We start from the raw sequence: 18,342 nt of genomic DNA, 5'->3' as shown, positions 1-18,342 counted from the left end.
ACGGTCAGGGTCGCGGTGTAGGTGCCCGCGGTGCTGTAGGTGTGGCTCGGGTTCTGGGTCGTGCTGGTGGTCCCGTCACCGAAGTTCCAGCTGTAGCTGTACCCCGGGGTGCCACCGGTGCCCGTGCCGGTGAAGCCGACGCTCAGCGGCACCTGGCCGGAGGTCGGGGTGGCCGAGGCGCTGGCCGCCAGCGGGTTGCCGACGGCGCTGACCGTGGTCGTCACCTGCGAGGTCGCGGTGTTGGCCGGTGAGGCGCTGTCGGTGACGGTCAGGGTCGCGGTGTAGGTGCCCGCGGTGCTGTAGGTGTGGCTCGGGTTCTGGGTCGTGCTGGTGGTCCCGTCACCGAAGTTCCAGCTGTACGTGTACGGGGCCGTGCCGCCGGTGGCCGAGCCGGTGAAGTTCTCCGTCAGCGGTGCGTTGCCGGTGGTCGGGGACCCTGTCGCCTTGGCGGACAGCGGGGTCGAGCCCTGGACCCAGAAGTCCTCGAGCGGGTCGCCGAGCGCGGCCTGGTCCGCGGTCGTCATCGGGAAGGTGGACGGGCCCAGGTTGTCGTTCGGGTCGATGACGCCGGAGTGCACGTTCTCCATCGTGCGCTCCATGGCCGCGAGCACGTTGCTCGTGGTGTACGCCACGTGCGAGATGTAGTGCTGCTTGACGTAGCTCGACGGCCCGATGACGACCAGCGGCACGCGGTAGGTGTTGCTGATGTGGTCGGGGCCGTTGTTGCCGTTCTGGGTGTCGTCCTCGGTGACGACGATCAGCGTGTTGTTCTTGTAGGTCGGGTTGCCCTCGATGGCGTTGACGATGTTGTTCGTCGCGGTGTCGTTACCGGAGATGTCCTGGTAGGTGCCAGGGTGGTCGTTGAACAGCTCGACGTAGTTGTAGGCCGGCATCCCGTTGGTGTTGATGAAGTTGATGTAGTCGTTGGCGACCGTGCTGTCCGGGATGCTCTGGTTCTGGCACGTGTACTCGTTGGCGTGCAGCTCTTCAGGGATGTTCGTGCCCGGACGGTTGGGCGGCAGCACTTCGAGCTTGCCGTCCGCCGGGTTCTTCCAGTAGCCGCTGCCGCTGCTGAGCATCCAGTAGAAGTCGCCGTTCATGATGAACGTGTACGGGCTGGTGCCGCTGCTGCTGCCGGTCGGAGTCGTGCACGCGTTGGTGCCCTCGTCCGTGGGGCCGGAGTCACTGCCCAGGAAGCGGTCGAACTGCGTGCCGTTCGACGGGTAGGACTGCTGCTGACTGCTGGACGAGGACTGCCCCGAGAACAGCCACCAGTGGTTGGGACCGGACGGCGGCTGGGTGCCGGTGCTGTACGAGTCGGACAGCGCGTAGGTCTTGGCCAGGTTGTGCAGCTGCGGCACGGAGCTGATGTGGTTGGTGCTCTCCACCTGGCCGTTGCAGCCGGCGCCGACCGTGGTCGCGCAGTCGCCGAGGTAGTCGTCGAAGGTGTGGTTCTCCCGGTAGATCACCACGAAGTGCTGGAACGGCGGGAAGTACGGCGCCAGCGGGTTCACCGCCGCGGTGGGTTGCCCCACGACCGACTGCTTGCCGCCGGCCGTCTGTACGGTGCTCTTGTCGGTGATCTTGAAGTCCTTCGGCTGCGGGAACTTCGCGAACTCCACGCCGGGCGCGGCGAACTTGGCGCCGCTGCAGTCGAAGTCGTCCGGCTTGTAGGTCTGCGGACGCTGACCTACCGGCAGGTTCTTGGCGTTCGTCGGGCTGGTCGCCGGGTTCCACCCCTTCAGCGTGCACGAGCCGACGCCGGTCGTGGGGTGTCCTCCGGCTCCTTCGGCCGCGGTCAGCGAGGCCCCCGCCATTGCGATGACGGCGAGCACGCCCACCATCGCCGATCTCTTTTTCCACTTTCGCATCGATACGCCTCCGCTCAGAGCAAACTGTGCTGGTCGGATGACATGCACCCGTATAGTCGCCGCGAAACGGGTGCCGCTCAAGGTGGGCGTGCTGAGATTTTTTAGAAACCGGGGTCTTCGCCCGGCGTTCGTCCCCTGTTGCCTGACACTTTGACGCATCTTCGATTCCGATGCCGAGTAGGCATTCACAAGTATGCTGCTGGTGAGGCGAGTTGACGATATGGCAGATCGACTCGGTTTCTGCCGGGCCGGTCCGGTGGGCCTGTACGAAGCCAGGGCTGCGTCGAGGAGGCTGAAGCACCGCGAGACGCCAGGATTCGTCATGAGCCGGATCGAAGTCGGCGACCGGGCCTCGCGGGATCACAAACCTCCGCACGTGACACCGTGACGCAGATCACGGCAGACGCAGAACCTGCGCGCCGCAGCGGCCGTCTGGCTGGTGTGAGATCACGTAGGAGAGCACTGGACGAGCTGGACGAGGAGCACCTCCTCCGGCTGGTGGCCAGGGGTGACCGCGGGGCGTTCGACGAGTTGTACCGCCGCACGTCGCCGTGGCTGGCGGTGCGGCTGCGCCGCCGCTGCGCGGACGAGCAGATCGTCGCCGAGGTCATGCAGGAGACCTATCTGGCGGTGTGGCGCGCGGCCGGCGCGTTCGCCGGGAGCGCGATCGGTGGGACGGGTGTCGGGTGGGTGTGGACGATCGCGGCGCGCCGCCTCGTTGATGCGTTCCGGCGCCGGGCTCACCACGCCGAACCGCCGGCCGCCGCCGCCGAGCGGGCGGTGGTGCCCGCGGCGGAGGACGAGGTACTGGCCGCGACCGTCGGCGGCGAGGTCGGCGACGCCCTGCGGCAACTGGCCCCGGAACTGCGGCAGGTGTTGCAGGCCATGGTGCTTGACGGGCTTTCGGTGCGGGAGACAGCAGTGCTGCTCAGACTGCCCGAAGGCACGGTCAAAACCCGTGCCCGCCGGGCCCGGATCGCAATGCGGGAGGCACTGGCATGAGCACGGACCATGCGTCTATGCGGTTGATCGACGCGTACGCACGTGGTGATACGGCGATGGCCGCGGACACCGTATGGGCGCTGGAGGCCCATCTGGAGACGTGCGCGCTGTGCCGGAGCCGTCTGGCGGCCTCCGCGGCCACCGGGGCGCCGGGCATCGCCGCGCTCGTCGACGCCGTCCGGGCCGGTCTGGAACCGCAGTTGGACGCGGCCGTCCAGGCGCCCGCGCGGCGAGCGCGCCCGAGGTGGGTGTCGACCTGGCTGACTCCGGTCATGGCCCCGTGGCTGGCCATGACCGTCGCTGTCGCCCTGCTGGCGCTGCTGCTGGACGGGGCTGGGGCGCCGGCCTTCGGTGGGGCCTCGCCCATGGTGCTGATCGCGCCGGTGCTGCCGCTGTGCGCTGCCGCCGCATCGTGGTCGCGCGCCCTGGACCCGGCGCACGAACTGACGGCCTCCACCGCGTGCGCCGGTCTGCCCCTGCTCCTTCGGCGCACCACCGCCGTCCTTGCGGTGGTCGTGCCCGTGCTCCTTGTAGGGGGATGGCTGACCGGAGCCACGACGGCCGCGCAGTGGCTGCTGCCCTCCTTCGCCTTCACCTCCACCGCCCTGGCACTGGGCAGCGTCATCGGTGTGACCCGCGCCGCCGTCGCGCTGGTGGCCGGATGGGGAGCCCTCATCGCGGCACCCGCCTGGGCCACCGGCCGCGTCCCCCTCGTCCTGCAGCCGGACCAACTGCCCGTGTGGGCTGTGCTCCTCGCGCTCGGCACCGGCACCGTGATCGCCCGCAGAAACGCGTACTCAGCAGTGCGCAACCATCGTTGACCCTCGAAAGGGACCACCGCATGCAACCCGCGACGAGCGCGGCCGACACCGCGCCGAAGACCTACGCCTGGGAGATCCAGGCCACCGGCCTGAAAGTACGAGCCGGACGCAAGAAGATGGCCGTCGACGGGCTCGACCTGTCGCTGGGCACCGGCGCCCACGGCCTCCTGGGACCCAACGGAGCGGGAAAGACCACCCTGATCCGGTCCCTGGCCACCGTGCTGCGCCCCGCCGAGGGCGAACTGCGACTGTGCGGCACCTCCATCAGCGGGCTGGGCGACCTACGTGGCCTGCGCCGCCGGATCGGTTACCTGCCGCAGGAGTTCGGCTACTACAAGCGCTTCACGGTGCGCGAGTTCGTCGAGTACATGGCCTGGCTGAAGGAGGTTCCCAAGGCGGACATCCCCGCGGCCGTCCAACGCGCCGTGGAGCGGGTGGGCCTGGCCGACCACGCCGACCAGCGGATGAAGACCCTGTCCGGAGGCATGGTGCGTCGCGCCGGCATCGCCCAGGCCATCGTCAACGACCCTGAGTTGCTGCTGCTGGACGAGCCGACGGCCGGTCTGGACCCGGCGCAGCGGCTGCGCTTCCGCGAACTGCTGCAGGAGCTGGGCCGCGACGCCTGCGTGGTCGTCTCCACCCACCTGGTCGAGGACGTCGCGGCCGCCTGCTCCGACGTGGTGCTCTTCGCCGAGGGCCGCCTCGTCTTCCAGGGCAGCCCGGAGGTCCTGGCGGCGGCGGGCGGCTCCGAGTACCCGGGCGACAGCCCCCTGGAGCGCGGCTACTCGGCGCTGCTGCAGGGCTCCGAGCAGCAGAGGGGCAGCTGGTGAACGGGCGGGTGCTGCACATCGAGCTGAAGCGTTCCGTCGCCCCGTGGCCCGGCGTCGTCGTCCTGGGCGGCAGCCTGGCGGTCCTCTGCCTGATCGACGGGATCTGGTGGAAGGGCACCGCGGGGTGGACGGCCCAGTGGACCGCGATGGCCCTGTGGACCCGGTACCTGCTGGGCTTCTGGTGGCCGCTGGTGGTGGGCATGGGGGCGGTGTACGGGCTGCGCGACTCCCGCTCGCGGATGGCCGAACTGCTGACCACCACGCCGCTGCCGGCCTGGCGCCGTGCGGCGCTGCCGGCCGGTGCGATGGCCCTCGTGCTGGCGTCGGGCTTCGGCCTCCTCCTCCTGGTGGGCGGAGTCCAGGTGTCCCTCGGCGCCACCACCTACACGAGTCCCGGTTGGCTGCCGATCTCGCTCGTGGCAGCGCTGGCCCTCGTCGCGGCGGCCGTGTTCGGCATGGGCGTCGCGCGGGCCCTGCCCTCCGTGCTCACCCCGCCGGCCCTGACGGTGCTCTTCCTCTTGCTGATAAGCCTCCTGCGGCAGAACAACGAGGAGGCACTGCCGTCAGGCGTCGCGCCGAACCGGCTCGCCCTGCTGTCCCCGGTGACCGCGGATCCGCGGGAGATGCTGCTGACCCTGTCCGACTCCGTGCACCTCGGCCAGACGCTCTGGCTGCTCGGCCTGCTCGCCACCGGCTTCGCACTGCTGTCGGCCGCGACCCGCCGGACCCGACTGCTTGCGGTGGCCCCCGCCCTGGCCGGGGCGGCCCTGGCCGTGCTGATCCTCCCGGCCGCTCCGCGCGACACCTACGTCGTCGACAAGACCGCCGCCACCCTGGTCTGCGACGGACCGGTGTGCGTGACCCGGGCGAACCACTCACACCTGCCCGAACTCGCGCCACGCGGCAAGGAGGCGCTGCGCGTGCTGCACGACGCCCTGGGTGACAAGGCGCCGAACTCGGTGCGCGAGGACACCGAGCTGCGCGCGCTCGGCGACGAGCGCCGACTCTCCGGCGACGTGGTGCTGATCGACTACGACGACCCGCTGATCGCCCATGCAGCGGGGGCGGGACTGACCCGCCTCCTGGTCGCCCAGGGCCTGGCACCGAACTGTTCACCCAGCACTACTTGGGAGGGCGGGGGGCTGGTCGACATCCCCGCACAGAGCATCGCCGCGAGCTGGGCCCTCGGCGATCACCAGCTCGAACCGCTGCAGCAACCGGACACCGACGAGTACGCGCAGCGTGCATGGGCGAACGCCGAAGTCGCCTGGGAGAAACTGGCGGCCCTGCCGCCGGCCGAGCAGCGCTCGCGGATCGCCCAGGTGCATGCCGCCGCGCTCTCCTGCCAGAACGAGCTCACGGCGCTGACGGGGGAGACCTCCCCATGAGATGGCTGCTGTTGTACGCGCGTTCACGGCAGGTGCCCACCTCGGCCGCCGCGGTCACGCTCGTCGCGCTGGCGGTGTGGGCGCTCGACCAGGGCAGCGGCAAGGGCCCGGCGGACCTGGGGATCGCGGCCCTGCTCCTCACCGCGAACGTGGCGGCCGCTTCCGTCGGGCTCGGCGGGCAGGATGCCGCGCTGGACCGGACGGCCGCGATCCGGTGGATGCCCCGGCGGGCGGCGCACGTGCTGCTGATCGGCACGGTCGCCGGGGTGGCGCTGCTGGCGGTCCAAGCGGCGGGGCCGACGCTCGCCCCGGCCGCGCTCGTCGTCCGGGACAGCGCGGGCCTGGTCGGCCTGGCCGCGCTCGGGGCGGTGCTGTGCGGGCCGCCGTTCGGATGGACCCTGCCGACCGGCTGGCTCGCGTTCACCCTCCTCGTCCCGGTTCCGCCCGGCACCGCGGGAGAGGTGGGCAGCTGGATGATCATTTCCCCCGCCACGACGGCGTCCACCGCGACCGCGTGGGCCCTGCTGGCGACCGGCACCGTGCTGTACGCCACAGCAGGACCGAGACGGTAACTGACCCGCCCCGCGCCGACAAGGAGACCGCCCTGTTGTGAGCCCGGCAGCGCGGTGGCGACCGGTGACGGGAGGGCAGGTGGCCGCACCGGCACCTGCCTGCGCCAGATGCTGCTCGGCCACGCCGATCCGCTGGACCGACGAGCTCTATGACGCCCCGTACACCATCGTGGGCGACGGCGGCTGGTCCAACTGCACCGTCACCGCCGACACCATGTTCGAGCAGTCCAGCACCATCGAGCTGCTCGGCCGGGTCAACCAGCAGGGCCGGAACAACAACGGCCTCAACAGGGGTAGCGGCTCCGGGCGTTGTGGCTCAGAACCCGGTCAGCGTGGTCTTGCCGATCGCCGACCCGCTCTCCAGTAGCCGGTGGGCCTCGCGCAGGTTGGCTGCGTTGACCGGGCCCAGGTCCCGGGTCGCGGTGGTGGTGAGCAGTCCGGCGTCCACCAGCCGGGCGACCCGGTCCAGGATGTGATGCTGCATCTGCTGGTCGGCGGTGCGGAACATCGACCGGGTGTACATGAGCTCCCAGTGGAATGAGATGCTCTTCGGCTTGAGGGCGCCGATGGCGAGGGTGTCGAAGTCGTCGATGGCGACGATCTGGCCGAACGGGTTGAGCGCCTCGGCGTAGGCCGCCAGGTACCGGTCGGTGGCGGCGGTGCTGAAGACGTGGTCGACGCCGCCGGGGGCAACTTCCGTCAACTGCTCCACCAGCGGCCGCCGGTGGTCGATCACGTGGTGGGCGCCCATCCGGCGGGCGTATGCGGCCGACTCCGGGCGGGACGCGGTGCCGATCACGGTCAGCCCGGTCAGCGTCCGCGCCAGCTGGATGACGATCGAGCCGACCCCGCCCGCGGCGGCTGTGACCAGCAGGGTGCCGGTCTCGTCGAGGGCGCCGTACCGCAGCCCCAGGCGCTCGAACAGCCCCTCCCAGGCGGTCAGCGCGGTCAGCGGCAGGGCGGCGGCCTCGGTGAAGGTGAGGGTGGCCGGCTTGAGCCCGACCAGCCGCTCGTCCACGGCGTGGAAACGGGAGTTGGCACCCGGCCGGTCGAGCGCGCCGGCGTAGTAGACCTCGTCGCCGACCTCGAACAGCGTCACCTCCGCGCCGACCGCGACGACGGTGCCCGCCGCGTCCCAGCCGAGCACCCGCGGCTCGCCGCCCGGGTCGGCGTTCTGGCGGATCTTGTAGTCCACGGGGTTGACCGCGATGGCCTCGACCTGGACCAGGAGGTCGCGCGGTCCGGGCTGGGGGACCGGGAGTTCGAGGTCGAGCAGGCTCTCGGGGTCCTCCACGGGCAGGTTGGCGAGGTATCCGACGGCGGGCATGGTGGCGGGGCGGGGGTCGGTCATGGTGCGGTGTCCTTGCGGGTGTGGCGCGCGTACGGGAACTGCGGCTTGGCAGGCGTGGGTGCCGGTGACCGGGTTGCTGTCGATCAGGCGAACTCGGGTGTCATGGCGGCAGCGATCTTCAGGTGTGGAGCGGCCTGGTCGTCCAGGTCCAGGCGCTGAAGGGTGCGACCGAGCATGAGTCGGAGGTAGGAGTCGTCCGGCAGGTCGGTGACCAGCTGTTCCAGGGTGTGCCGGGCGCGGCCGAGCTGGGCGGAGGTGAAGTACGCGCGGGCGGCGAGGCGACGTACGTTGAGGTCGTCGCCGTGTTGGTCGAGCAGCGGTTGGAGCAGGGTGAGCGCTCCGAGCGGGTCGCGTAGTTCGAGGAGGGACTCGGCGTACCGCAGGCGCCCGACCTCTTCAGGCACATCGCGGTTCGGGCCTGCGGTGGCGAGGAAGTCGGCGATGACGTCGGGTGGTTGGGCGCCGGCCAGGGCCCGGTCTCCGACGACGATCGTCGGGGAGGTCTTGATGCCCCGCGCCTTGCCGATCAGACGAAGTTCCCGGACGGCGCGGTCGGCTGCGTCGGTGTCGATCAGCGCGGCGCCTTCGGCGAATCCGGCGGTGGTCGCAATCGTCCGGAGCGTGTCACGCGCGCTGATGTCGTGGCCCTCGACGAAGTGTGCCCGCATCAGGTGCTCGGCCACGGTGTCCTGCAGCGGGCCGCCGCCGTGCTCATGGGCGAGGGCGAGGAGGCGGTGTGCGTCGTGGCTGCTGGATCGCCAGGCCGCACCCCAGGCGGGCCCCAGCCCTTCTGCGGCTGCGATCCGGGAGATGGGCACCTGGTCCTCCGCAGTCGCAGGGTCCGGCGCGCACCGGGCTGCGGTGGCGTCGACCAGCGGGTCGCGCAGGGCCGGTTCCACGGGGACGGCCTGGGGCGGGGCGGTCGGGTTGATCCGGTACGGGCGCCAGACGACCTCGATGTCCCGGGCGGACAGCGCCGGATCGGCGAGGGCCGCCTCCAGCCGGCGTTTGCCGATGTAGGCCCAGGGGCAGACCACGTCCGCCCAGATCTCGATGCGCATCCCGGCCCTCATGTCCTCTCTGCGGTTCTTGCTTGCCGTGCGGGTGTACAGGCCGGTGCGGGCGCCGGGCGCCCACACCGGCGGAGTGGGTTGGCGACCGGGTCCGGTGCGGCCCGGCGCCATGTGTGGGGTGGTCAGCCGATGAAGTCGGCGAGGTTCCGCTTGAGCTGGTCCTTCGGCAGGGCGCCGACGATGGTCTTGACGGGCTTGCCGCCGGTGAAGACCTTCAAGGTCGGGATGGACATGATCCCGTACTGGGCGGCGAGGGCGGGGTTCTCGTCGATGTCGACCTTCACGACCGTCAGGCGGTCGCCGTGCTCGGCGGCGATCTGGTCCAGGGTGGGGGCGATCATCCGGCACGGGGGGCACCAGGTGGCCCAGAAGTCGACCAGGACGGGCTTGTCGCTCTGGAACACGAGCTCCTCGAAGTTGCTGTCGGTTGCGGTGATGGTGGTGCCGGCCATGGGGGATGTCCTCGATCTGTCGGTGACTCGGGTGATTCGGGTGTAGTCGGATGGTTCGGATGGGTGGTGGGGGCAGGTCCGGTCAGACGGTGGCGGCGACGGCGGTGACGGCCAGGGCCTCCAGGTCGGCCAGCGAGGCCAGGTGGCGCTCGGCGTCCAGGGCGGCGGAGGATCCGAAACGTATCACGGTGCAGTGATATCAGGCAAGAGTGGTATCAGGCTGGAGTGATGTGTGATAATCGAGGCATGCTGACATCAGGTACCGACAAGGCGACGCTGACGCAGGGCGACCTCATTCGAGTACTGGGTGAACCTCTGCGCCTGCGCATCGTGATGCTGCTCGCGCAGGCGGCCCTGTGCACCAATCACCTGATCAAGGAGACGGGGGCACGACAGACCGCGCTGTCCAACCATCTGCGGGTGCTGCGCGAGGCCGGCATCGTGGAGTCTGAGCCGCACGGCCGCTTCACCTACTACCGCCTGCGCCCCGAGGTGCCGGAAGCCCTGGCGGAGTTCTTCGCCGAGCTCGCCCGGACGGCGGCGGAATCACTGGCCGCGGACCGCAAACGGCCCTGCGAGTGACCGATGTTGAGCTTGCCCGCGTCTCGTGAAGCCGGCGTCGGATTCACTGCGAAAGTCTCGGCCGGGCAGGTCGTCGATGCGGCGCTGAGTTGCCGCACGACCGCCCCCCCCGAGCCCGTGAAGAACGTCGATTTCCGCGAGCATGCCTGTCGGCACCGGGGGCCATCAGGCAGGATCCACCTGGCGCCCCAGAAAACTAGAGCCAGTAGTTTCGCCTGGCGAGAACGTACACTGGTCCGCGTTCGCGGCCCAATGCCGGGGCGGACGGACTCGGACAGTGAGAGGAGGGCGAGATGGGCAGACCGTCACGGTCGATGCTGACCCGGGACGGGATCATGGAAGCCGCTCTCGCCCTGGTTGACGAGGAGGGCGCCGAGGCCCTGTCGACCACCCGCCTCGCGGCCCGCCTGGGCGTCAAGGGCCCGTCCCTCTACAACTACGTCTCCAGTCGTGCCGAGATCATCGACGGGGTCAGCGAGCTCATCGTCGCCGAGATGGATCTCGACCCCACCATCCGCCCCTGGACCGCCGCTCTCGACAGCTGGGCACGCGCCTACCGCGCCACGTTCGCCGCCCACCCGAACATGGTTCCACTGCTGGTGATGCGGCCGACCCAGTCCATCGCCGCACTCCAGAGCTACACCAGCGCCTTCGCGGTGCTGCGCGAGGCGGGCTGGCCGGAGGACCGCATGGCGCCGATCGTGCAGTGCCTCGAGTACTTCCTCACCGGCGCGGCCCTCGACTTCGGCCTGCCGCGCCAGGTGCAGAGCGAGGGCCTGGTGCCCGGCCTGGACCCCGCCCTCGCGGATCCGCTCCGCCTCGGTGACCTGGCCTTCGAAACCGGCCTCACCATCCTGATCCGCGGCTTCGAGGAAACGCTGAACAACCTGCGGACCCAGCACCACAGCTGACGCCATTTCAGCTTTCGGCGCCGCACCCCTCTGCCTACTGTCACCCCCGCGTCGGACGGTGAACGCGGACTGGTGTACGTTCATGCCGACCTAAAACTACTGACTCTAGTTTTAGTGGCGCCCAATGGGCTGCACTCGGCATGCCCTGGTGGCACCCCGCAGCCATCCCTTCGTACGCGTCCTGCACCTGCGCACAGCCGGCTCACTGGCACCGCGACCCCGAGTGCCGCACCACAAGCCGGTTGACGCCTCAGCAGAAGAAAGGCCTCATCCCAGACATGAGCATCAAGGCGAAGTTCGTCACCACCGCGGCCCTGACAGTCGCCATCAGCACCGGCCTCGCCGCCCCCGCGATCGCCGCCCCGGCGCACCCGGCAGCGGTCGCCCCGGCCGCCCCGGCGAGTGCCGGCACCGCGAGCGCCGGCACCGTGACCGAGGCGCAGTGGCTGACCGATGTGAGCACCGCGATCGCGCCGGCCCGCGCCTACGTCGAGCAGCGCACGGCCCAGCCCACGGACCAGCACCTCGCGATCGTGTTCGACATCGACAACACCACGCTCGCGACGCACTTCCACCCGTTCACGATGCCGGGCATCGCACCGGTCGTGCAGCTGGCGCAGTACGCCCACTCGCGCGGAGTCGCGATCATCTTCGTCACCGCGCGGCTGGACTTCATCGACCCGGTCACCCGCCACAGCCTGAGCGAGGCGGGCTACACCGTGGACGAGCTGCGCGGGCGCGACCTGGGCGATCTCTTCGAGCCGGTCCAGCAGTTCAAGACGAACGAGCGGATCAAGGTGGAGAACGAGGGCTACACGATCATCGCCAACGTCGGCAACAACTGGACCGACATCGACGGCGGCCACGCCGAGCAGACCTTCAAGCTGCCGGACTACAACGGCCTGCTCTCCTGACCCACCCCGCCAGGGCGACTCACATCGTCCGGGGCCCGGCCGGTGCGCCGGGTCCCGGACGGTTCCCACGCCGAAGGTCAGCGGGGATGGTCATGAGGCACATCGGTATCCGTGCCGGAGGCCCCCGCCTCGGCCACCGGCATCGCCAGTACGGCTCGGCGAGTGAGCGTCCGGAGGAACGACTCGACGGGGAGATCCTCGGCGCGCTCAATGAAGCCGATTCGAACCGCCGGGCCACATCCTTCTTGCGACGCGGCGATCATCCCGGCCGCCGCGCTGCTGTTCGGTGTCCGAGGAGGAGACGGGTCACATGGGTGAGCACCGGTCGTACCGCAGGAATCTCGCGGTGCACGCCGCCGTGAGCCAGGGGCTGCTGGATCGTGACGACGCAGGCCTGGCCGCATTCGTTGACCTGACGGGGGTCGGCGAGAGTGTGGCGTCACTGCACCGCGCGTGGCCCAGCGCGGTGCCCGTGCGGCATGCTTTCGCCGCCAAGGCCAACTGCCTGGTGCCGGTGCTGCGACTGCTGCGCGACCACGGAATGGGCTGCGAGGTGGCAAGCGCCGGTGAGCTGGCCCAGGCCGTCGCAGCCGGCTTCCGGCCGGATGAGATGATCTTCGACTCGCCGGCCAAGACCCGCCAGGAGCTTGCGCACGCCCTCAGCCTGGGCATCGCCGTCAACATCGACAACTTCCAGGAGCTGGCCCGCGTCGACGAGTTCATGGAGCGCGGTGGCTCCAGGTCGAACATCGGCATCCGGATCAACCCGCAGAACGGCAGCGGAGCCATCGAAGCCGTCAGCACCGCATCGCTCTCGTCGAAGTTCGGCATCCCGCTGGAGGACGAGGGAAGCCGGGAACGGCTGCTCGACGCCTACCGCCGACGGCCCTGGCTGCGATGGGTGCACGTGCACGTGGGTTCGCAGGGCTGCGCGTTGGAGCTCACGGCCCAGGGCATCGCACGGATCGTCCGCTTCGCAGAGGCGGTCAACGCTGCAGCGGGCCGGCAGCAGATCGTCGGCATCGATGTCGGCGGCGGGCTGTCGGTCAACTTCGCCGGTGAGGACGACACCCCCAGCTTCCACGACCACGTCTCCCACCTGCGTGCCGCCGCCCCCGCCCTGTTCAGCGGGGAGTATCAAGTCGTCACGGAGTTCGGCCGCTCGGTGATGGCGAAGAACGGCTTCATCGCGGCACGAGTGGAGTACACGAAGACGGCCGGCGGCACCCCGATCGCGATCACCCATGCCGGCGCGCACGTCGCCGCCCGCACCGCGCTCGCTCCCGAGGCCTGGAAGCTGCGCCTCGCGGCGTACGGCGAGGACGGGCTGCCCAAGGACGGCGTCCTGACCAAGCAGGACGTCGCCGGGCCGTGCTGCTTCGCCGGCGATCTCGTGGGCCGCTCGCAGGCGCTGCCGCTCCTGGAGCCCGGAGACGTCGTCGCGCTCCTGGACACGGGCGCCTACTACTTCTCCACGCCCTACCAGTACAACAGCCTGCCCGCACCTGCGGTGTACGGCTTCGACATCGCCGAGGACGGGACGGTGCGCTTCACGTTGCTCCGCCGTGCGCAGACCACCGGCGATGTGCTCGCCGCCAGCGGTCCCTGAGCCCGCCGCGCGCCCAGCAGGGCTTGCGGGCCCGCGTGCATCCCCCTCACACGGACAGCCTGGCGCCATCGCGCCGCCCCGGAACAGCCGCCGCACGGCGCGTCATGTCACAGCAGGGCAAGGGATCTCTGATGTGGCACCTGCTCGTCGTGGCCTCGCCGACCAGTGGTTCACCCTGGGCATCCCCTTGGCTCCTGGGAACGGGACGAGCAGACGCGTCGCGCGTGGCGGGCGACTTCGGCGGGCGGCGTTCGGGCACGCTCGCGTCATCCTGCTGTTCGTCAGAAGCCATGGCACACAAGACGCGTCGTGCGACAGGTCGGTTCCCGCTGGCGGCGGCGGACGACCACCCGACTGCACTGCCCCCGGGCATCCCGCCTGCCAAGCCGCACCTGTGGCCAAGGGCTCACAGGCGGGCGAGGCACACAGTGCGGTCGGGTTAACCTTCCGCACCCACACGCCGTGACAGCCCGTTAATGCGGCCTTCCTAGTGTGCTGATCGTGGGAACCTCCCACCGCCCGCCGTGCCGCCCCGCGCGCCCGGTGGGGACTGCGACCCTCGGGGAGGGAGTCCCGGTGACGACGCCAGGCTCGAAGGCGGACAGCGTGCGGACGGTCTGCTCGTACTGCGGCGTCGGCTGCGGGATCGTGCTGGAGATCGGCCGGGACGCCGCCACCGGGCGGCGCACCGCGAAGAAGACCTCGGGCGACAAGCAGCATCCGACGAACTTCGGGCGGCTCTGCACGAAGGGCTCGACCAGCGCCGACATGATGGCCGCCGACGGGCGGGCCGCCACGGCGCTGATCCGCACCGAGCGCGGCGCCGGGCCCGCCGAGGCGGATGTGGACACGGCGATCACGGCGGTGGCCGGGCGGCTGCGCGCGATCCTGGACGAGCACGGTCCGGACGCCCTGTCCTTCTACGTCTCCGGGCAGATGTCGCTGGAGGCGCAGTACCTCGCCAACAAGCTCGCCAAGGGCTTCGTGCGGACGAACCAGATCGAGTCCAACTCCCGCCTGTGCATGGCGTCCGCCGGTTCCGGCTACAAGCTGTCGCTCGGTGCGGACGGCCCGCCCGGTTCGTACCAGGACTTCGACCGCGCGGACGCGTTCTTCGTGATCGGCGCCAACATGGCGGACTGCCACCCGATCCTGTTCCTGCGGATGATGGACCGGATCAAGTCCGCCGGGGCGAAGCTGATCGTCGTCGACCCGCGCCGCAACGCCACCGCCGACAAGGCCGACCTGTTCCTCCGGATCAGGCCGGGCACCGACCTCGCCCTGCTGAACGGCTTGCTGCACCTGCTGGTCCAGAACGGGCACACCGACCCGGAGTTCATCGCCGAGTACACCGACGGCTGGGACGCCATGCCCGGCTTCCTCGACGACTACCCGCCGGAGAAGGTCGCCGAGATCACCGGTATCCCCGAGGCGGACATCCGGCAGGCCGCGCAGTGGATCGGCGAGGCCGGCGAGTGGATGAGCTGCTGGACCATGGGCCTCAACCAGTCCACCCACGGCACCTGGAACACCAACGCCCTGGTCAACCTGCACCTCGCCACCGGCGCCATCTGCCGCCCCGGCAGCGGGCCTTTCTCGCTGACCGGCCAGCCGAACGCGATGGGTGGTCGCGAGATGGGCTACATGGGGCCTGGCCTGCCCGGCCAGCGCTCCGTCCTCATCGACGCCGAGCGGGCCTTCATCGAGGAGCTGTGGGGCGTCGGGTCGGGCACGCTGCGGACCGAGGTCGGCCGCGGCACCGTCGAGATGTTCGAGCGGCTGGCGGCCGGCGACATCAAGGCCTGCTGGATCATGTGCACCAACCCGGTCGCCTCGGTCGCCAACCGCAGGACCGTCATCGCCGGTCTGGAGGCCGCCGAACTGGTCGTCACCCAGGACGTGTTCGCCGACACCGAGTCCAACGCGTACGCGGACGTCGTGTTGCCCGCGACGCTGTGGGCGGAGTCCGACGGCATCATGATCAACTCGGAGCGGAACCTCACCCTCGTCCAGGGCGTCGTCGACCCGCCCGGGCAGGCGCTGCCCGACTGGCAGTTGATCGCCCGGGTCGCCTGCGAGATGGGCTTCGCCGCGGCCTTCAGCTACGCGAGCGCCGAGGACGTCTTCGAGGAGCTCAAGCGGGCCTGGAACCCGAAGACCGGCTGGGACCTGCGCGGCGTCAGCTACCAGCGCCTGCGCGAGACCCCGGTGCAGTGGCCGGCACCGACCCCGGACGGAAGCGACCGCAACCCGATCCGCTACCTCAACGACGGCGTCAGCCAGACCCTGCTGGAGCGCGAGGACGGCACCCGGCCGCGGCTCGTCTTCCCGACCGCGAACGGGCGCGCCCAGTTCTTCCCCCGCCCGCACCTGCCGGCCGCCGAACTTCCCGACGACGACTACCCGTTCGCCCTCAACACCGGCCGCCTCCAGCACCAGTGGCACACCCTCACCAAGACCGGCAAGGTCGCCAAGCTCAACAAGCTCAACCCCGGCCCGTTCGTCGAAGTCCACCCCGAGGACGCCGCCGCGATGGACGCCCGGGACGGCGACCACATCGAGGTCGTCTCCCGCCGCGGCCGCGCCGTCCTGCCCGCCGTCGTCACCGACCGCGTCCGCCCCGGGAACTGCTTCGCCCCCTTCCACTGGAACGACCTCTTCGGCGAGTACCTCAGCATCAACGCCGTCACCAACGACGCCATCGACCCGATCTCCTTCCAGCCGGAGTACAAGGTCTGCGCCGTGGCGATGCGCGTCGTTCCCGCCCCCGTACCCGAGGAGACCGCGCCGGTGCCGGCCACCGCCGACCCGGCCACCCCGGCGCAGCAGCCGCAGAGCCCGCCCGCCCTGCCGCAGGCCGCCGCCGCGGCCCCTGCTCCGGCTGCGACCGGCGGCCTGTCTGCTGCCGTCCCTGCCCTCGCCGCGCTGCTCGGCATCGCCGACCTCACCCCGCCGGCCCTTGACGAGCCGGAGCGCCGCTACCTGTCCGGGTACCTCTCCGGAGTCGTACTCGCCCCGCCCGGCGGGGTCCCGGTGCTGCCCGCGAACGCACCCTTCGACCCGGGGACGGCGCTGTGGGTCGACGGCGTGCTGGCCGGCATGTTCTCCCGGACCGCCGCCCCGGCCTCGCTCACCCCCGCAACCGTGACGCCGCTCTCCCCGAGCCCGACCGCCGCTCCCGTCGCCGCCGCCCCGGCACGGAACCTGCTCGTCCTGTGGGCCTCGCAGACCGGCAACGCCGAGGAGTACGCCGCCACCGCCGCCGCCCGCCTGGCCGAGGCCGGCCGCGCCCCGACCCTGCTCGCCATGGCCGACGCCACCCCCGAGCAACTCACCTGCGACACCGACCTGCTGATCGTCACCAGCACGTTCGGCGACGGCGACGCCCCTGACAACGGTGCCGACTTCTGGCAGGGCCTCAGCGCCGCGAACGCCCCGCGGTTGGAGGGTGTGCGGTACTCCGTCCTGGCGTTCGGCGACTCCGGCTACGACGACTTCTGCGGCCATGGCCGCCGCCTCGACGAGCGTCTCGCCGAACTCGGTGCCACCCGCCTGCACCCTCGCACCGACTGCGAACCGGACGACGACGAGGCCGCCGCTCGGTGGCTCGACCAGGTCACCGCCGCGCTCGCCAGGTCAGCCGAGCGGCAGCCGGCGCCGGGTCCGGCAGCCACGGCGAACGCGGGGGCGGCGGCCGCCGCAGCCCCCTTCGTCACGCCTGCTCCCGCTGTCACCACGGCGCCGGCCGCAGTCCCCGCGAGCCGGCCCGCCACCTATTCGAAGGCCGCTCCCTTCGCAACTCTCCTGATCGGTAACCGCGTGCTCAGCCTGCCGGGATCGCTGAAGGAAGTCCGGCAGTTCGCCTTCGACACCCGCGGAGGCGAACTCGCGTACGAGGCCGGCGATGCTCTCGGCGTGTGGCCCGCCAACGGGTCCGCACTCGTCGCTGAGTGGCTGACCCTCACCGGCCTCGACCCCGACGAGACCGTCTCGCTGCCCGACAGCGGCGACCTGCCCCTCGGCGAGGCCCTGCGGACCCGCCTCGACATCGCCCGCATCACTCCGGAACTGCTCAGGTTCACGGCCGAGCGCACCGGAGACCGCGACCTCAAGCGCCTGCTGCGACCCGGCAACAAGGGCGAACTGGCGAAGTGGAGCTGGGGTCGGCAGGCCGCAGACGTCATCGGCGCGTTCCCCGTCCGGGCCCGCGCCGCAGAATGGGTCGGAGTCCTCAAGCGGCTCCAGCCCCGCCGCTACTCCATCGCCTCCAGCCCGCTGGCACACCCGAGCGAGGTGCGCCTCACGGTGTCCGTGGTCCGCTACACCAACGACCTCGGCCGGGACCGCAAGGGCGTCTGCTCCACGTACCTCGCGGACTGCGCCGACGACGGCCCGGTACCGGTGTTCGTCCAGCGTTCCCCGCACTTCCGGCCGCCCGCCGCCCCCGCCACGCCGATGATCATGGTGGGCCCGGGTACCGGCGTCGCGCCGTTCATCGGCTTCCTGGAGGACCGTCAGGCCCGCGGCCACACCGGCCCGAACTGGCTGTTCTTCGGTGAACAGTGCGAGGCCACCGACTTCTACCACCGCGACGAGCTGGAGGCGTACCGTGCCTGCGGCCACCTGGACCGCCTCGATGTCGCCTTCTCGCGCGACCAGCGCAACAAGATCTACGTCCAGGACCGGATGCGCGAGCACGGCCCGCGCCTGTGGCGCTGGCTCCAGGACGGCGCCCACTTCTACGTCTGCGGCGACGCCGGTCGGATGGCCAAGGACGTCGACCAGGCCCTGCGGGAGATCGTCGCGGCCCATGGCGGCATGGACGAGGAGGCCGCTGCCACGTACGTCCGCCAACTCGCGAGCGACAAGCGCTACGTCCGCGACGTCTACTGACCCCGAGCTGCCGGCGGCGGCCGTCTCGCGCAGCCGGCGGCGGGGACCGGGCCTGCGGCCGTGGCCGCGGGTG

15 protein-coding genes are annotated in these 18,342 nt (G+C 70.8%); 11 read left to right on the top strand and 4 right to left on the bottom strand.

Features of this window, described 5'->3' with window-relative positions:
• Nucleotides 1-1,871 (bottom strand): PKD domain-containing protein (locus tag P3T35_RS27325; RefSeq protein WP_280708130.1); only part of this gene is annotated, 1,871 nt, incomplete at its 3' end.
• 441 nt (nt 1,872-2,312) lie between these two features.
• Between P3T35_RS27325 and P3T35_RS27320 the strand changes: the two genes are divergently transcribed.
• The 6 genes from P3T35_RS27320 (at nt 2,313) to P3T35_RS27295 (ending at nt 6,851) form a co-directional block, all read left to right on the top strand.
• Nucleotides 2,313-2,873 carry an RNA polymerase sigma factor gene (locus P3T35_RS27320; RefSeq protein WP_180356246.1) on the top strand — a complete coding sequence of 187 codons (561 nt, stop codon included), beginning with the start codon at nt 2,313-2,315 and terminating at the stop codon, nt 2,871-2,873.
• Nucleotides 2,870-3,694, top strand: a complete 825-nt coding sequence (locus tag P3T35_RS27315; RefSeq protein ID WP_180356245.1) for a zf-HC2 domain-containing protein — start codon at nt 2,870-2,872, stop codon at nt 3,692-3,694. Before P3T35_RS27320 ends, P3T35_RS27315 begins: the two co-directional genes overlap by 4 nt.
• Before the next feature lie 20 nt (nt 3,695-3,714).
• Nucleotides 3,715-4,524, top strand: coding sequence for an ABC transporter ATP-binding protein (locus P3T35_RS27310; RefSeq protein ID WP_180356244.1), 810 nt, complete (start codon nt 3,715-3,717; stop codon nt 4,522-4,524).
• Nucleotides 4,521-5,912, top strand: coding sequence for a hypothetical protein (locus P3T35_RS27305; protein ID WP_101378406.1), 1,392 nt, complete (start codon nt 4,521-4,523; stop codon nt 5,910-5,912). The genes P3T35_RS27310 and P3T35_RS27305 overlap by 4 nt, the downstream gene beginning before the upstream one ends.
• Complete coding sequence (locus P3T35_RS27300) at nt 5,909-6,484, top strand: hypothetical protein (protein ID WP_101378405.1); 576 nt, start codon at nt 5,909-5,911, stop codon at nt 6,482-6,484. The genes P3T35_RS27305 and P3T35_RS27300 overlap by 4 nt, the downstream gene beginning before the upstream one ends.
• Nucleotides 6,485-6,563: 79 nt before the next feature.
• Nucleotides 6,564-6,851 carry a hypothetical protein gene (locus P3T35_RS27295; protein WP_143676687.1) on the top strand — a complete coding sequence of 96 codons (288 nt, stop codon included), beginning with the start codon at nt 6,564-6,566 and terminating at the stop codon, nt 6,849-6,851.
• Here P3T35_RS27295 and P3T35_RS27290 read toward each other — a convergent pair.
• From P3T35_RS27290 to trxA, 3 genes are all read right to left on the bottom strand, one after another.
• Nucleotides 6,801-7,811 (bottom strand): zinc-binding alcohol dehydrogenase family protein, encoded by a 1,011-nt coding sequence (locus P3T35_RS27290; RefSeq protein ID WP_101384744.1) that lies wholly within the window; start codon nt 7,809-7,811, stop codon nt 6,801-6,803. The two genes, P3T35_RS27295 and P3T35_RS27290, sit on opposite strands and share 51 nt — an antisense overlap.
• Nucleotides 7,812-7,918: 107 nt before the next feature.
• Nucleotides 7,919-8,896: a DsbA family oxidoreductase gene (locus tag P3T35_RS27285; RefSeq protein WP_101378404.1), complete on the bottom strand. Its 978-nt coding sequence runs from the start codon at nt 8,894-8,896 to the stop codon at nt 7,919-7,921.
• 134 nt (nt 8,897-9,030) lie between these two features.
• Entirely contained in the window at nt 9,031-9,360 is a 330-nt protein-coding gene (gene trxA, locus P3T35_RS27280) for a thioredoxin (protein WP_101378403.1), read from the bottom strand.
• Nucleotides 9,361-9,606: 246 nt separating this feature from the next.
• On the opposite strand from trxA, the gene P3T35_RS27275 reads away from it, so the two are divergent.
• The 5 genes from P3T35_RS27275 to P3T35_RS27255 all read left to right on the top strand — a co-directional run bounded on the left by P3T35_RS27275 (nt 9,607) and on the right by P3T35_RS27255 (nt 18,269).
• Nucleotides 9,607-9,942, top strand: coding sequence for a metalloregulator ArsR/SmtB family transcription factor (locus tag P3T35_RS27275; RefSeq protein WP_101378402.1), 336 nt, complete (start codon nt 9,607-9,609; stop codon nt 9,940-9,942).
• Between the two features lie 293 nt (nt 9,943-10,235).
• Nucleotides 10,236-10,853 (top strand): TetR/AcrR family transcriptional regulator C-terminal domain-containing protein, encoded by a 618-nt coding sequence (locus P3T35_RS27270; RefSeq protein WP_101378401.1) that lies wholly within the window; start codon nt 10,236-10,238, stop codon nt 10,851-10,853.
• Between the two features lie 278 nt (nt 10,854-11,131).
• Nucleotides 11,132-11,767 carry an HAD family acid phosphatase gene (locus P3T35_RS27265; protein ID WP_101378400.1) on the top strand — a complete coding sequence of 212 codons (636 nt, stop codon included), beginning with the start codon at nt 11,132-11,134 and terminating at the stop codon, nt 11,765-11,767.
• A gap of 310 nt (nt 11,768-12,077) precedes the next feature.
• Nucleotides 12,078-13,376, top strand: coding sequence for a diaminopimelate decarboxylase (locus P3T35_RS27260; RefSeq protein ID WP_101378399.1), 1,299 nt, complete (start codon nt 12,078-12,080; stop codon nt 13,374-13,376).
• A gap of 576 nt (nt 13,377-13,952) precedes the next feature.
• Nucleotides 13,953-18,269, top strand: coding sequence for a bifunctional nitrate reductase/sulfite reductase flavoprotein subunit alpha (locus P3T35_RS27255; RefSeq protein WP_101378398.1), 4,317 nt, complete (start codon nt 13,953-13,955; stop codon nt 18,267-18,269).
• The last annotated feature ends 73 nt before the right edge of the window (nt 18,270-18,342 follow it).

Origin of the sequence: Kitasatospora sp. GP30 (assembly GCF_029892145.1) — a bacterium.
GTDB classification, from domain to species: Bacteria; Actinomycetota; Actinomycetes; order Streptomycetales; family Streptomycetaceae; genus Kitasatospora; species Kitasatospora acidiphila.
The sequence above is the reverse complement of the archived record's forward strand: the minus strand, read 5'-3'. Positions and strand labels throughout refer to the sequence as shown.

What these genes read in the sequence shown, in the direction of transcription:
- P3T35_RS27265 (WP_101378400.1), top strand. Translation starts at nt 11,132, where the DNA reads ATGAGCATCAAGGCGAAGTTCGTCACCACCGCGGCCCTGACAGTCGCC.
- P3T35_RS27260 (WP_101378399.1), top strand. Translation starts at nt 12,078, where the DNA reads ATGGGTGAGCACCGGTCGTACCGCAGGAATCTCGCGGTGCACGCCGCC.
- trxA (WP_101378403.1), bottom strand. Translation starts at nt 9,360, where the DNA reads ATGGCCGGCACCACCATCACCGCAACCGACAGCAACTTCGAGGAGCTC.
- P3T35_RS27300 (WP_101378405.1), top strand. Translation starts at nt 5,909, where the DNA reads ATGAGATGGCTGCTGTTGTACGCGCGTTCACGGCAGGTGCCCACCTCG.
- P3T35_RS27270 (WP_101378401.1), top strand. Translation starts at nt 10,236, where the DNA reads ATGGGCAGACCGTCACGGTCGATGCTGACCCGGGACGGGATCATGGAA.
- P3T35_RS27310 (WP_180356244.1), top strand. Translation starts at nt 3,715, where the DNA reads ATGCAACCCGCGACGAGCGCGGCCGACACCGCGCCGAAGACCTACGCC.
- P3T35_RS27315 (WP_180356245.1), top strand. Translation starts at nt 2,870, where the DNA reads ATGAGCACGGACCATGCGTCTATGCGGTTGATCGACGCGTACGCACGT.
- P3T35_RS27285 (WP_101378404.1), bottom strand. Translation starts at nt 8,896, where the DNA reads ATGCGCATCGAGATCTGGGCGGACGTGGTCTGCCCCTGGGCCTACATC.
- P3T35_RS27275 (WP_101378402.1), top strand. Translation starts at nt 9,607, where the DNA reads ATGCTGACATCAGGTACCGACAAGGCGACGCTGACGCAGGGCGACCTC.
- P3T35_RS27290 (WP_101384744.1), bottom strand. Translation starts at nt 7,811, where the DNA reads ATGCCCGCCGTCGGATACCTCGCCAACCTGCCCGTGGAGGACCCCGAG.